This window comes from Bradyrhizobium sp. AZCC 1721 (assembly GCF_036924715.1).
Classification (GTDB): domain Bacteria; phylum Pseudomonadota; class Alphaproteobacteria; order Rhizobiales; family Xanthobacteraceae; genus Bradyrhizobium.
The window spans coordinates 3,731,132-3,745,525 of the sequence record NZ_JAZHSB010000001.1; the positions used below are offsets into that span (position 1 = coordinate 3,731,132).

At 62.9% G+C, this 14,394-nt stretch carries 12 protein-coding genes; 4 read left to right on the plus strand and 8 right to left on the minus strand.

All coding sequences use genetic code 11. From position 1 onward, the window contains the following. The first annotated feature begins 64 nt into the window (after nt 1-64). Genes V1273_RS17780 through V1273_RS17790 form a run of 3 tightly spaced genes read left to right on the plus strand, consistent with a single transcriptional unit; the run spans nt 65 to nt 4,682 of the window. Nucleotides 65-1,084, plus strand: coding sequence for a TRAP transporter substrate-binding protein (locus V1273_RS17780; RefSeq protein ID WP_334410401.1), 1,020 nt, complete (start codon nt 65-67; stop codon nt 1,082-1,084). A 19-nt stretch (nt 1,085-1,103) separates the two neighbouring features. Next, the gene (locus tag V1273_RS17785) at nt 1,104-3,002 is read left to right on the plus strand and encodes a TRAP transporter large permease (RefSeq protein ID WP_334362546.1); all 1,899 of its coding nucleotides are present in this window, start codon (nt 1,104-1,106) and stop codon (nt 3,000-3,002) included. A gap of 30 nt (nt 3,003-3,032) precedes the next feature. Beyond that, entirely contained in the window at nt 3,033-4,682 is a 1,650-nt protein-coding gene (locus tag V1273_RS17790; protein ID WP_334410402.1) for an acyl-CoA synthetase, read from the plus strand. 130 nt (nt 4,683-4,812) lie between these two features. Here V1273_RS17790 and V1273_RS17795 read toward each other — a convergent pair whose 3' ends face one another. Genes V1273_RS17795 through V1273_RS17825 form a run of 7 tightly spaced genes read right to left on the minus strand, consistent with a single transcriptional unit; the run spans nt 4,813 to nt 12,079 of the window. Beyond that, nucleotides 4,813-5,445, minus strand: a complete 633-nt coding sequence (locus V1273_RS17795; RefSeq protein ID WP_334410403.1) for an antibiotic biosynthesis monooxygenase family protein — start codon at nt 5,443-5,445, stop codon at nt 4,813-4,815. A gap of 43 nt (nt 5,446-5,488) precedes the next feature. Continuing rightward, nucleotides 5,489-6,295 (minus strand): MBL fold metallo-hydrolase, encoded by an 807-nt coding sequence (locus tag V1273_RS17800; protein WP_334382212.1) that lies wholly within the window; start codon nt 6,293-6,295, stop codon nt 5,489-5,491. Beyond that, on the minus strand, nt 6,292-7,083 hold the full coding sequence (locus V1273_RS17805; protein WP_334412233.1) for a TatD family hydrolase: 792 nt from the start codon (nt 7,081-7,083) through the stop codon (nt 6,292-6,294). The genes V1273_RS17800 and V1273_RS17805 overlap by 4 nt, the downstream gene beginning before the upstream one ends. A gap of 14 nt (nt 7,084-7,097) precedes the next feature. Continuing rightward, a complete protein-coding gene (gene metG / locus V1273_RS17810) occupies nt 7,098-9,038 on the minus strand; it encodes a methionine--tRNA ligase (RefSeq protein ID WP_334382211.1) in 1,941 nt (646 codons plus the stop codon). A gap of 52 nt (nt 9,039-9,090) precedes the next feature. Then, entirely contained in the window at nt 9,091-10,131 is a 1,041-nt protein-coding gene (locus V1273_RS17815; RefSeq protein WP_334382210.1) for a DNA polymerase III subunit delta', read from the minus strand. Beyond that, on the minus strand, nt 10,128-10,814 hold the full coding sequence (tmk, locus tag V1273_RS17820) for a dTMP kinase (RefSeq protein ID WP_334382209.1): 687 nt from the start codon (nt 10,812-10,814) through the stop codon (nt 10,128-10,130). The genes V1273_RS17815 and tmk overlap by 4 nt, the downstream gene beginning before the upstream one ends. A gap of 2 nt (nt 10,815-10,816) precedes the next feature. Continuing rightward, nucleotides 10,817-12,079 carry a D-alanyl-D-alanine carboxypeptidase family protein gene (locus tag V1273_RS17825; RefSeq protein ID WP_334410405.1) on the minus strand — a complete coding sequence of 421 codons (1,263 nt, stop codon included), beginning with the start codon at nt 12,077-12,079 and terminating at the stop codon, nt 10,817-10,819. A 165-nt stretch (nt 12,080-12,244) separates the two neighbouring features. On the opposite strand from V1273_RS17825, the gene V1273_RS17830 reads away from it, so the two are divergent. After that, a complete protein-coding gene (locus tag V1273_RS17830) occupies nt 12,245-13,189 on the plus strand; it encodes an alpha/beta fold hydrolase (protein WP_334410407.1) in 945 nt (314 codons plus the stop codon). A 74-nt stretch (nt 13,190-13,263) separates the two neighbouring features. Here the strand turns inward: V1273_RS17830 and V1273_RS17835 are convergent, their stop codons facing one another. Then, nucleotides 13,264-14,187, minus strand: a complete 924-nt coding sequence (locus V1273_RS17835) for a septal ring lytic transglycosylase RlpA family protein (RefSeq protein WP_334362554.1) — start codon at nt 14,185-14,187, stop codon at nt 13,264-13,266. Nucleotides 14,188-14,394 lie beyond the last annotated feature (207 nt).

The window sequence follows — 14,394 nt, forward strand, 5'->3', positions numbered from 1 at the left end:
GATGCCGTGGACCGCAGGTCCGTGTCGCGGACCTCAAGAACAATAACTCTCAAGGGAGACTGGAATGAGCTTTTCACGACGCACGCTTCTCAAGGCATCCGCTGCGTCAGCGGTTTTGGGCGGCATCGGCGCACCGTTGGTGGCGCGGGCCCAGAGCGCGGAATTCACCTACAAGTACGCCAATAATCTTCCGGACGGCCATCCCATGAACGCCCGCGCCAAGGAAATGGCCGCGGCGATCAAGGCCGAGACCAACGGCCGGTTCGATCTGCAGATTTTTCCGAATAACCAGCTCGGTTCCGATACGGACATGCTGAGCCAGATCAGGTCTGGCGGCGTCGAGTTTTTCACGCTCTCGGGGCTCATTTTGGCGACGCTGGTGCCGCCGGCGTCCATCAGCGGCATCGGTTTTGCGTTCCCGGATTACGACACGGTCTGGAAGGCCATGGACGGCGGCCTGGGTGCCTATATCCGCGGCGAGATCACCAAGGCGAACCTCGTGGTGATGGACAAGATCTGGGACAACGGCTTCCGCCAGACCACATCCTCGACCAAGCCGATCAACGGCCCGGAGGATCTCAAGGGCTTCAAGATCCGGGTGCCGGTGTCGCCGCTCTGGACCTCAATGTTCAAGGCGTTCGATGCAGCGCCCGCCTCGATCAATTTCAGCGAGGTTTACTCGGCGCTACAGACCAAGATCGTCGAGGGCCAGGAAAACCCGCTGGCGATCATCTCGACTGCCAAACTATACGAAGTGCAGAAGTTCTGTTCGCTGACGAATCATATGTGGGACGGCTTCTGGTTCCTGGCGAACCGCCGCGCCTGGGAAAAGCTGCCTGAGGATGTCAGGACGATTGTCGCCAAGAATATCAACGCGGCGGCCATCAAGGAGCGCGAGGACGTCGCCAAGCTGAACGCCGGGCTGCAGCAGGAACTGGCCGGCAAGGGCCTGACCTTCAACCAGCCCAACGTGACGCCGTTCCGCGACAAGCTGCGCTCGGCCGGCTTCTACGCGGAATGGAAAGGTAAATACGGCGAGCAAGCTTGGGAGCTGCTCGAGAAATCCGTGGGCAAGCTGTCCTAAGCGCATGTGAGGGGCCGTCGTGGCTCATGCCGAACTGAGTGAAGTGGTTGGCGGTGAGGTGGCTCAGCCCCCTCGCCGCCGTTCGTTGCTGGCGTCGATCGAGCACGCCCTTGGAATGCTGGTCGAGCTTCCCGCAGCGCTGCTGGTCGTCGCCGAAATCGTCATCCTGTTTGCCGGCGTAGTGGCGCGCTACGCGCTGCACCGGCCGCTGGTCTGGTCTGACGAACTGGCCTCAATCCTGTTCCTGTGGCTCGCCATGCTCGGCGCCGCCGTCGCATTCCGACGCGCCGAGCATATGCGGATGACGGCGGTCGTCGCCAACGCGAAGCCTGCGATGCGCGCCTATCTCGATCTGGTGGCGACAGCAGCCGCCCTGGCGTTCCTCATCCTGATCGCCTGGCCGGCTTATGAATACGCCTACGAGGAAAGCTACATCACCACGCCGGCCCTGCAGATCCTCAATAGTTGGCGTGCCGCGGCGCTGCCGGTCGGCATTGCCCTGATGGCGCTGTTTGCTTTCCTGCGTCTGGCCCGCGTCGGCAACATTCGCACGGTGCTGGGCGCGATCCTGTCGGTCGCACTTGTCATCGCGATATTCTGGCTGCTCAGGGGCTCGCTCAAACCGCTCGGCAACCTCAATCTGATCATCTTCTTTGTCGGCGTGGCCGGCTTCTGCGTGTTTGCCGGCGTACCGATTGCGTTCGGCTTTGGCTTGGCGACCTACGGTTATCTGGCACTGACCACGGGCACGCCGCTGATGGTGCTGGTCGGGCGCATGGACGAGGGCATGAGCCACCTCATCCTCTTGTCGGTGCCGCTGTTCGTGTTCCTGGGCCTGCTGATCGAAATGACCGGCATGGCGCGCGCCATGGTGGCGTTCCTCGCAAGCTTGCTCGGCCATGTCCGCGGCGGGTTACATTACGTGCTGGTCGGCGCGATGTATCTGGTATCGGGTATCTCGGGCTCCAAGGCCGCTGACATGGCCGCCGTGGCGCCGGTGCTGTTTCCCGAGATGAAGGCGCGCGGCGCCAAGCCGGGCGATCTGGTCGCCCTCCTCTCCGCCACGGGCGCGCAGACTGAAACCATTCCGCCGAGCCTCGTGCTGATCACCATCGGCTCGGTCACCGGCGTCTCCATCGCGGCGCTGTTCACCGGCGGCCTGTTGCCGGGCCTCGTGCTGGCGATCACGCTGTCGGCGCTGGTGTGGTGGCGTTACCGGAACGAGGATCTGCGCCACGTCACGCGGGCGAGCGCCGCCGAGATCGCCCGCGCGTTTGCCATCGCCCTGCCGGCGATCGCGCTGCCCTTCGTGATCCGCTACGCCGTGGTCGAAGGCATCGCGACCGCAACCGAGGTTTCCACCATCGGCATCGTTTATGCCTTTGTCGTCGGCTACCTGATTTACGGTCTCTTGATCTACCGCAATTTCGACTGGCGGCGGATCGTGCCAATGTTGGTCGAGACCGCGTGCCTGTCGGGCGCGATCTTGCTGATCATCGGCTGCGCCACCGGCATGGCCTGGGGCCTCACGCAGTCCGGCTTTTCGCGGACGCTGGCGGCCGCCATGACCGGCCTGCCCGGTGGCTCGGCGACGTTCATCGCCGTCTCGATCGTGGCCTTTGTGATCCTGGGCAGCGTGCTCGAGGGGATTCCTGCGATCGTGCTGTTCGGGCCGTTATTGTTTCCGATCGCCCGTGCGGTCGGCGTCCACGAGGTCCATTACGCGATGATCGTTATTCTCGCGATGGGTATCGGGCTATTCGCGCCGCCCTTCGGAGTGGGCTATTATGCGGCCTGCGCCATCGGTCGCGTCGATCCAGCCGAGGGTATCCGGCCTATCTGGGGTTACCTGCTGGCGCTGATGGTCGGCCTGATTATCGTGGCGATCTTCCCGTGGATTTCCATCGGGTTCCTGTAAGGTCAAATTTTTGTAGATGGGACACAGCCAATGAGCGCAGCCCAGAACCAGTATTCGATCGGATTAGACAAGACTCCCGCGAATTACGTGCCGCTGACGCCGCTGAGTTTTCTTGCCCGCAGCGCCGCCGTCTATCCCGATCACATCAGCACGGTGTATGAAGGCCGCAGTTTTACCTGGGTCGAGACTCATGAACGCTGCCGGCGCTTTGCGTCGTGGCTCGCCGGGCGCGATATTGGCATCGGCGACACCGTCGCGGCGATGTTGCCCAACGTTCCCGCGATGAACGAGGTGCATTTCGCCGTGCCGATGGCGGGTGCGGTGCTGAACGCACTGAACATCCGGCTCGACGCGCCCTCGATTGCCTTCCAGCTCGACCATGGCGGCGCGAAAATCATCCTGGTCGATCCCGAATTTGCCGGCGTGATTACGGAAGCGCTGACGCTGATGAACGGGCCAAAGCCCTTCGTCGTCGATGTCGATGATGTGGCGTTTGCAGGCGGCAAGCGGATTGGTGAGATCGAGTACGAGGCGGCGGTCGCGGCGGGCGATCCTGGCTTCGTCGCACGGCTTCCGGGCGATGAATGGGACGCGATTGCGCTCAGCTATACCTCGGGCACGACGGGCAACCCGAAAGGTGTCGTTACTCATCACCGCGGCGCTTATCTCAATGCTGTCAGCAATATTCTGGCCGGCAATCTCGGCCAGCATCCCGTGTATCTCTGGACGCTGCCGATGTTTCATTGCAACGGCTGGTGCTTCCCGTGGACGGTCGCGGCCGCCGCCGGCACCAATGTCTGCCTGCGTAAGGTCGATCCGGCAAAAATCTTCGAGTTGATCGCCAAGCACGGCGTCACCCACATGTGCGGTGCACCGATCGTCTACAACACGCTGATCAACGCGCCCGGTGCGCCCAAGGGTGACAAGGCTCGCCGCGTGGTCGGGTTGATCGCGGGTGCCGCACCTCCGGTCGCCGTGCTCGAGGGCGCCGAAAGTATCGGCATCAAGCTGACGCACGTTTATGGCCTGACCGAAGTCTACGGCCCCGCCTCCGTCTGTGCCGAGCAGCCGGGCTGGGACGAACTGCCGGCCGACCAACGCGCGCAGCTCAAGCGCCGGCAGGGCGTGCCCTACCCGCTGGAGGAAGCCGTCACCGTGCTCGACCCGCAAACCATGCAGGAGGTCCCGCGCGATGGCGAAACCATCGGCGAGGTGATGTTCCGCGGCAATATCGTGATGAAGGGCTATCTCAAGAACGAGAAGGCGACGCAGGAAGCCTTCGCCGGTGGCTGGTTTCACACTGGCGATCTCGGCGTGCTTGACGAGCATGGCTACGTTATCATCAAGGACCGCTCCAAGGACATCATCATCTCCGGCGGCGAGAATATTTCCTCCGTCGAGGTCGAGGACGTCCTCTACAAGCACCCGGCCGTGCTGTTCGCCGCCGTCGTCGCAAAACCCGACCCCAAATGGGGCGAAGTGCCCTGTGCCTTTGTCGAGCTGAAGGATGGCGCCAAGGCCACGGAGGCCGAGATCATCGCCTTCTGCCGCAGCCATATGTCTGGCTTCAAGACGCCCAAGGCCGTCGTGTTTGGCGTCATCCCGAAGACATCCACCGGCAAGATCCAGAAATTTATGCTGCGCAATCAGGTGGACTCGGCGAAGGCGATTTCGGCGTAATCCGCTCGCCGCCGTCATTGCGAGCGTAGCGAAGCAATCCATATCGCCGATGGCGCAAGAGGAGAGATGGATTGCTTCGTCGCTTGCGCTCCTCGCAATGACGACCTGACAGACTTTGCCTCTGCAGTCGCTACGCGTGTTCCCTCCTGATCGGCGGGTAATATTGCGGCGCCTCAGTGCGCTCGTACATCCCGTAGTCGCGCATGACCTCGAAAACGCGGAAATACTCGGTTGTCGGATCGGCAAACAGCCTGGTGCCGAATTCGATACCGGCTTGATCGTTTGGTAGATCGATCAGGTGCGCGAAGCGCCCGTCACGATAGACGCTTGCGAAAGCGTCACGGCGCCATCCGGTCTCTGCCGGAAGCGTGGCGTTCTTCGATTCAGCCACCAGCACATAAGTCGGCTTGCGCCTTGCGGGATCGTTGTAAGGCGTGCGCCGCTCGGGCTGCCAGATCGGCTGGCCGGGCTTTGCTTCGTGGATCACCTGGGCGACCCGGATGCGATAGTCCGAAAAGACCTTCTCGCGGCCGATCGTCTGGACATCGTGATGGTGAGCATGGGCTCGCCACGCCGTCAGGGTCCCCTCGTCCTGCCATATCTGATACGACAGCAGCAGGTTCTCTCGCGTCAAACTCCTGAAGCGATCGATGAAGAGACAGCCGCCCATCGCTTCAAGCTCGGGCTTCAGCGAGGCCGCAAGATCGAGATATTGATCGCGGTGCCCGGGCCTTGTCTGGACTTCAAAGAACAGACCAATCATCGACGTCCCTCCGCTTCCGGCGCGCAGACTTGCCGCGGCAGACTCAGCCTGCGCTGTTCAACATCAGCCGCAAGCCATCATAGGCCGGGATCACGCCCGGCGGCAGGCTCTGGCGCAATACCTCGTAGTCGAGGTCGGAATGCATGTTGGTGATGACAGCCTGCTTTGGTTTGAAGCGCTCGATCCAGGACAGCGCGTCGTTGACGCTGAAATGGCTGGGATGCCCGGCATAGCGCAGCCCGTCGACGATCCAGAGATCGAGGTTTCGCAACGCAGGCCAGCTCTCCTCGGGAATGTCGTGGAGATCGGGCGTGTAGGCGGCGTTGCCGATGCGGAAGCCGAGCGCGGGAATTCTGCCGTGGTGAACCAGGAAAGCGGAAAGCTTCACCGGCCCGCCCTTCCCTTCGGTCTCATGACTCTCGCCGGCCTCGATCGCGTGGCGCGTCAGGATCGGCGGATATTCGCTCCCCTCCGGCGAGATGAAGCAATAGGAGAACCGCGCCATGATGTCTTTGGCGGTCGACTGGTTGAAGTAGACGGGAATGCGGCGGCGCTGGTGCAGCACGACCGATCGGAGGTCGTCTATGCCGTGGGTCTGGTCGGCGTGTTCATGGGTCAGGAACACCGCGTCGATGTGATCGACCTCCGCATCGATCAACTGCTCGCGCAGATCGGGCGAGGTGTCGATCACGATCCGCGTGGTGCCGTGGGCACCCGTCCGCTCGACCAGCAGCGAGCAACGGCGGCGACGGTTCTTGGGATTGTTGGGATCGCAGGCGCCCCAGCCGAGTGCTGGCCGCGGTACACCGGCGGAAGAACCACAGCCGAGGATCGTCAGCGTCAGCGTCATGCCGCAACCTTCGGCACCGGCACTTTGGAGAATAGGCGGAAGAAGTTTTCGGTCGTCTGCCGCGAAATCTCTTCCAGCGAGACGCCGCGCGTTTCCGCCAGCACTTTGGCGACTTCGACCACGTAAGACGGCTCGTTGCGCTTGCCGCGAAACTTGCCGGGCGCCAGATAGGGCGAGTCGGTTTCGACCATGATGCGGTCGGCCGGAAGTTCGGCCGCGAGCTCGCGCAAGGCTTCCGATTTCTTGAACGTCAAAATGCCCGTGAACGAGATCGACAGGCCCAACGCAATTGCCTTCATCGCCAGTTCGCGCCCGCCGGTGTAGCAATGGAGGACGGCTTTAAAAGGTCCCTTTGCCACTTCGTCTTCGAGAATGCGGCCGCAATCCTCGTCGGCTTCGCGGGTGTGAACGACCAGCGGCAGGCCCGTGGCGCGCGCGGCCGCGATATGTGCGCGAAAGCCGCGCTCCTGCGCCTCTCGCGAACCGTGCTGGTAGAAGTAATCCAGCCCCGCCTCACCGAGCGCCACGATCTTCGGATGCCTCGTCAGCTCGATCAGCTCACTGGCCGGAATGCCGTCTTCCTCATCGGCTTGATGCGGATGGGTGCCGACCGAGCAATAGACGTTGGGGAACCGCTCGGCGATCGCGAGCAGTCCGCCGAGTCGCTTCACCCGGGTCGAAATCGTGACGATACGACCGATCCCGGCGGCCTCGGCGCGCGCGACGATGGCGTCGAGATCCTCGGCAAAATCCGGGAAGTCGAGATGGCAGTGGCTATCGACGAGCATGGCTTGCAAACGGCTCAATCCACCTTTGGTTCGACGTAGCGTGGAAATACGCCGACCGGCGGCGGCAGCGTCGTTCCCGGCTTAATCCGCGTGGCAAGCGCCGCGAAATCGCGCGCTTGTTTCTCGTTGGGAATGCCGAGGCTATCCAGCAACTTGGCCGACGCATCCGGCATCACCGGCTGGGTCAGAATCGCGACCTGACGCACCACCTCCGCCGTCACGTACAGCACGGTTTTCTGTCTGTCAGGATCGGTCTTGGCCAGCGCCCAGGGCGCCTCGCCCGCGAAATAGCGGTTGGCCTCTGCCACCACGGCCCACACCGCGTTCAGCCATTGATGGATCTGCTGGGTCGCCATCGCAGTGCGCGAGGTTTCCAGCATGGCGTCGGCCTGCGCCAGGATCGCCTTGTCGTTGTCGGTGAACTCGCCGGGCTCCGGCAGCACGCCGCCGAGCTGCTTTGCGATCATCGACAGCGAGCGTTGCGCCAGATTGCCGAGATCGTTGGCGAGGTCGGCGTTGATGCGCGCGACGATGGCTTCATGGCTGTAGTTGCCGTCCTGTCCGAACGGCACCTCGCGCAGGAAGAAATAGCGCATCTGGTCGACGCCATACTGATCGGCCAGATTGAAGGGATCGACGACGTTGCCGACGGACTTCGACATCTTCTCGCCCCTGCTAAACAGGAAGCCGTGCGCGTAGACCCGCTTCTGCACCGGAATGCCGGCCGACATCAGGAACGCCGGCCAGTACACTGCGTGGAAGCGAATAATGTCCTTGCCGATGACGTGGACGTCCGCCGGCCAGTAGCGCCAATTCGGATCGTTTTCATCGGGAAAGCCGACGCCTGTGATGTAGTTGGTCAGCGCATCGACCCAGACATACATCACATGCTCGGGATCGTTCGGCACCTTGACGCCCCAGTCGAACGTCGTGCGCGAAATCGACAGATCCTTCAGACCGCTCTTTACGAAACTGACGACCTCGTTGCGGCGCGAATCCGGGCCGATGAAATCCGGCTGGGTTTCGTAGAGCTGCAGCAAGCGGTCCTGATAGGCGGATAGCTTGAAGAAGTAGCTCTTCTCCTCGACCCACTCGACCGGCGAGCCCTGCGGGCCAAGGCGCACATTGTCCTCGCCGAGGACGGTTTCCTCCTCGGCGTAATAGGCTTCGTCGCGCACCGAATACCAGCCGGAATAGGTATCGATATAGATATCGCCATTCTGCTGCATCCGGTCCCAGACCACCTGAACCGAGCGATGATGGTCAGGCTCCGTGGTGCGGATGAAGCGGTCGAACGAGACGTTGAGGCGCTCGTCCATCTCCTTGAACCGGCCGGCATTGCGCGCGGCAAGCTCGGCAACGCCCATTCCTTCGGCTTCAGCGGTTTGGACCATCTTGAGGCCGTGCTCGTCGGTGCCGGTAAGGAAAAAGACGTCCTTGCCGTTGAGCCGCTGAAACCGCGCGAGCGCATCGGTCGCAATCGCCTCGTAGGCGTGGCCGATATGCGGAAGGCCGTTCGGATAGGCGATCGCGGTCGTGATGAAGTAGGTGTCGCGCTCGGCGGCTGCTGCCGGCTTGGCGGCGGGAGCCGGCTTCGCACGTGGCGCTGCGGGCTTCGGAATTTCTGCGACCGGCGCCGCTTGAAAGGCAGGGCTCGCTTCCTTCGGCGTTACCGCGCGCTTCTTCGACGGAGTTTTCGTAACGGATTTCTTCGCCGACTTTTTGACAGCTTTCTTGACAGCTTTTTTGGTCGACTTCTTCGCCGACTTCTTCGAAGCCTTCTTTGCGGCCGTTTTCGAAGCCTTGCCGTCCTTCTTCACGACGCGCTTGCTCTTGGTCGCACCTTTCCTGGCCGCACGCTTCTTCGCCGCCTTCTTGCTGGCACTAGCGGGCGGCGATTTGCGAGCCTTCTTCGCCTTGCGCTTTTTCGAAGCTTTCTTTGCAGCCGTCGCCACCACGAATTCCTTTATTGCTCATAGATTGTCGGGATTGATATCCGGCGGAGGATTACCGCGTCGCGTCCGCGAGCATCCCGAACACCGAGAAAACCAGCGGTTTTCGCTCCAAATTATACGCTTCGGTGTCGCGCGCGGCGCGGATGATCTTTTCCCATACCTCCGCCAGCCGTGCAAGGCGGGGCAGATTTGCATTGGCATCGTCGACGCGCAGCTTTTCGCCGATCCAGCGATCGATGCCGTCGATGAAAGCAGCCAGCGCAACCCGGTCGCTGGTGCCCAGCGCATCGCCAAGTGCATGCAGCTCGCGCGGGTCGACCTGCGGCAGCGTCGCCAGCAGCGCCGCTGTCCGCTGCTGCAACTTCAGCGCGTCGCCGCCGAGCAGCGTCAGTGCGCGGGACACGCTCCCCTCCGAGGCATCGGCAGCTTCCGACAGCGCGGCATCATCGGGTGCGATGTCGGCGGCTCGCGCAGCCGCGCGCACGACGTCGCCGGTCGCAAGCGGCCGCAGCGGCAGCTTTCGGCAGCGGGACAGAATCGTGGGCAGAGCCCGCGCCGGCGAATGGCTGACGAGCAGAAACAGCGATCGGTGCGGCGGCTCCTCGAGGATCTTGAGCAGCGCGTTGGCGGCGTTTGGATTGAGCTCGTCGACGGTGTCGACAATACATACGCGCCAGCCGTCGACCGCCGCGGTCGAGCCGAAAAACGAAATCGTCTCCCGCGTATCATCCACGGTGATGACTGTCCGCATCACGCCGCGATCGTTGAGACCTCGTTCCAGCACCAACAGGCCACCATGGGAACCGGCGGTGATCTGACGCGCGACCGGATCACCCGGATCGAGTGCCAGCGTCTCGGCGCGCTGCACCGAAGGCTGCAATGGATTGGGATTGGCAAGCACGAAACGGGCCATGCGATAGGCCAGCGTCGCCTTGCCGATGCCCTGCGGGCCGCCGATCAGCCAGGCATGCGGAATGCGCCCACTGCGATAGGCATTCAGCAGGGCCGTCTCCGCCTCGCGGTGACCGAACAGATCTGCCGTCTCGCGAGGATGTGTGACTGCCGTTTCCTGCTCGACCTTGCGCGCGCTCATGCCGTTCCCGCCGGGCTCGGGACCGCGAACACGTGGTCGCGCAGCGCCGTCCAGACGCGGGCAGCGACCGCGTCGGCATCGGCATTGGCGTCGATCAGCACGCAGCGCTGCGGGTCTTCGGCGGCGATTTGCTTGTAGGCGTCGCGTAGGTGCTGATGGAATTGCAGGTCTTCCGACTCGAACCGGTCAGGCACGCCGCTGCCGCGGCGAGCCGCCGCGCGCTGCAAACCAACTTCAACCGGGATGTCCAGAATGATGGTGAGGTCCGGCTTCAGATCACCGATGGTGACGCGCTGCATGGCGTTGAGCACGAGCGGAGAGACCTGCCCCAGGCTGCCCTGGTAGGCGCGGGTCGAATCCGAGAAGCGGTCGCACAGCACCCATGTTCCCTGGCTGAGCGCGGGCTGAATGACGGAACGAACGTGATCGTCGCGGGCCGCCGCAAACAGCAACGTCTCGGCGTCCGGTCCGAGCAGCTTGCCCATTCCCGACAGCACAAGATGCCGCATGATTTCCGCCCCCGGCGAGCCGCCCGGCTCGCGGGTGACGATGGTACGCAGCTTTGCCGCGGCAAGGCGCTCGGCGAGTTTCTTGATCTGCGTGGACTTGCCCGAGCCCTCGCCGCCTTCAAAGGTAATGAACTTCCCGCGTCCGGAAGGTCGCTGCAGCGTTGCCTGGGTCATGCTCAGAGCTTCTCTGCGCCCGCGCGGAACATGCCGATGACGAGCTCGCTGACCCCGTCGATTGCGCGACGCACGGTCGAACCGGTTCCGATCGCTTCAGCGGCATAGACCGGTGCCTCCACGGCGATATTGGCGCCGCGCCACACCTTGACGACGCCGACCGGCTGGCCGGATTGGATCGGCGCCTGGACCGGGCCCTTGTAAACGATCCGCGCGATCAATTTCTCACTGCCGTTCTTCGGCACCATCACCTTGATCGGCTCGGGGCTGGCAAGCTTCACCGAGCGGCTTTCGCCGCCAAACACCTTGGCGTAGCCGACCTGCTGGTTGGCCGCGAACAGCGTGCGCGTCTCGAAATTGCGAAAACCCCACTCCAGCATCTTCTTGGCCTCTGAGGCACGGTCGTCGGGATCCTCCAGTCCGTTAATCGCAACAATCAGCCTCGTGTCGTTCTGCACGGCCGAGCCGACCATGCCGTAGCCGCCCTCCTTGGTGTAGCCAGTCTTCAGCCCGTCGGCGCCATTTAGCGTGTTCAGCAGCGGATTGCGGTTCTGCTGCCGGATCTTGTTCCAGGTGAATTCTCTCTCGCCGAACAATTTGTACGTGTCGGGATAGGCCAGGATCAGGTGGCGGGCGAGTTTGGCTAGTTCGCGAACCGTCATCTTGTTGGCAGGGTCCGGCAGCCCGCTGGAGTTTCCGAAGGTCGATTTCGTCAGGCCGAGTTCGCGCGCCCGTTTGGTCATGAAGTCGGCGGCAAAAATCCGCTCGTTGCCGGCCATGCCTTCGGCAAGCGCAATGCAGGAATCGTTGCCGCTCTGGATGATCGCGCCCTTCAGCAGGTCGTCCACCGACACCTTGCTGTTGAGAATGGCAAACATGGTCGAGCCGCCGGCCGGCGCGCCGCCCTTGCGCCAGGCGTTTTCGCTGATCCGATATTCGTCTGTCGGTTTGACCTTGCCCTGCTTGATGGCGTCGAACACAACCTCGACCGTCATCAGCTTCATCATGCTGGACGGCGCCCGCAATTCGTCGGCGTTCTTCTCGAACAGCACGCTGCCGCTGGAAGCCTCGACCAGGATCGCGGTCGGCGCATCGCCGTCAAAGCCGCCGTCGTCCTTCTTCGGAGCGCCCTGCACGCTGTTGTTGGCGGCATACACGATGCCGCCCCAGCCGACCGAGAGCGCGACGACCGCGGCCATCAGGCCACGCCACGGGATGATGGTCGCCGTGTCGGATTTACGGGAAACGGAAGTCTCTGCTGCCATCGGCGATGTCCTGAATCCGTGCGTTCTAACAGTTGGAAGTATCGCAAACAACACAGGTTTTTGGACTTGTGGCCGTGTCGATCTGATTGCGGTGCCGAACGAAGAAACGTATCGTTGCGATGCTGCAATTTCCGGACAAGATACGAAAAACGGGGCGGAAACGCGATGCCAACCTCTCGCACTATTTCCGTCAGCGGGCTCGACTTCTTTGTCTTCGAACAGGGCCAGGGGCCGCTGGTGCTGCTCTGCCATGGCTGGCCCGAGTTATCCTACTCCTGGCGGCACCAGGTCGGAGCCATCGCGGAAGCCGGTTTCCACGTCGTAGCCCCCGACATGCGCGGGTTCGGCCGGACCAGCGCGCCGGCGGACGTCGGCGCCTACACCATCTTCCACAATGTCGGCGACATGGTCGCGCTGGTGGCGGCACTTGGCGAAAAGCAGGCCGTCATTGTCGGCCATGACTGGGGCGCGCCGGTCGCCTGGCACGCGGCGATGTTCCGGCCCGATATCTTTACCAAGGTGGCGGGCCTCAGTGTTCCTCCCCCTTCCCGCGGACGCGGCCTGCCGCTGGAGACCTTGCGAAACAACGGCATCACCAATTTCTACTGGCAGTATTTTCAGGCGCCGGGCGTGGCAGAGGCCGAATTCGAGCGCGATGTCGCAGCGACCATGCGAATCGTGCTGGCCGGGCGCGGGTTCTCCGATCCGGCGGCCCACCAATTTGTTCAGGAGGGCAAGGGATTTCTCGCTGGCGCCGATCCGAATCGGCCATTGCCGGACTGGCTGACCGAGGCCGACCTCGCCTATTTCGCGGCCGTCTTCCAGGAGTCCGGCTTTCGCGGCGGACTGAATTGGTACCGCAATATCGACCGCAATTGGGAACTGACCGCACCCTGGCAGGGCGCGCAAATCCACCAGCCGTCGCTGTTCATCGCGGGATCGAAGGATGGCGTCATCACCGGGCTGATCGGCGCCAAGCTGGTCAACGAGATGGAGCGGGTGCTGCCGAACTTGCGGCAAAAACTCATACTCGACGGGGCCGGTCACTGGATTCAGCAGGAGCGGCCTGATGAGGTCAACGCCGCCCTGATCGCCTTCCTGAAGGAGTAGCTATATTTGGCCCGTTGCGAACCGGGCGCCACCCACGGATCATGTCCGAGGGCATGCTTCGCTTGAAACGCTATCTAGTACAGCCCTCGCCCGCTGAGGACTTCGCTCGGGCCACGTGGATCGATCGGCAGGTAAGCCTGGCGTGGTGCCACATAGCTGGCCTCGTTCTCGTAGGACACGGCGCGCGGATTTTCCGTGGCACGGCCACGCGTGCGACTGGAAGCCGACATTTCCGAGGTTGCGTTGATCGAGGCATGGTCCGCTGAGGTATTGCCGAGGCTATAGGGCCGTCCCTCCGGCATCGGCACCTCGCCCCGGATTCGGCCGGCGGACGACGGCATCTCGGGAACAAACGGACGAGCCGAGGCGACCCGGACCGTCGCCGGGGACGGCGCGGGCTCGCCGGTCCGCAGCGTCGCCAGGAGCTGGCGGTCGTCGGAACCCTCAAGCGGGGCCCGGCCGACATATTCAACCCGCACCCGAGCGACGCCATTTGCTTTGAAATCAAGCAGTTCGGCGGCCTTGTTCGAGACGTCAATGAGGCGGTTGCCGTGGTAAGGGCCACGGTCGTTGACCCGGACGATCAGCGACTTGCCGTTCCGAACATTGGTGACGCGGGCGTAGCTCGGGATCGGCAGGGTCGGATGGGCCGCCGTCAATGAGGTCATATCGAAAACCTCGCCATTGGCGGTCAACCGGCCGTGGAAATCGTCGCCATACCAGGAAGCCATTCCCTCAGCGCGATAGTTCGGATCCTCTTCCGGCACGTAGACCCGGCCCGCGACGGTGTAGGGCTTGCCGATACGGTAAGTTCCCCCGCCCTTCGGCACGGCCTCTCCGAACGCCACCACACGGGGGCTCGAGGAGACGCCGTATTTGGGATCGATCCGCCTGGCGAATTTGTCCGACGAGGCGCAATTGGCAAGGACAAGGCATGTTGCCACGGCAACAGTACCACGAATTGCCAGAACGATTGTTGTTGGCCGTCGAATCCCCATCACCCCAACTACCATTTCCAGCGGCCGACTGCCTATGTCGAAGCGTTGCGGCCTTACCCCACGATGCGGCCCACCTCCGCATCACGTGGTGAAGATATCGCAACCGGAACACGGCGGAAATGGGGTGTGGTCCCACGTGGTGAATGAATGGTTGCTTCGCGCGCCGCCCGTCGAACTGGGCGAAACGCTTCGATTCACACTGTATGC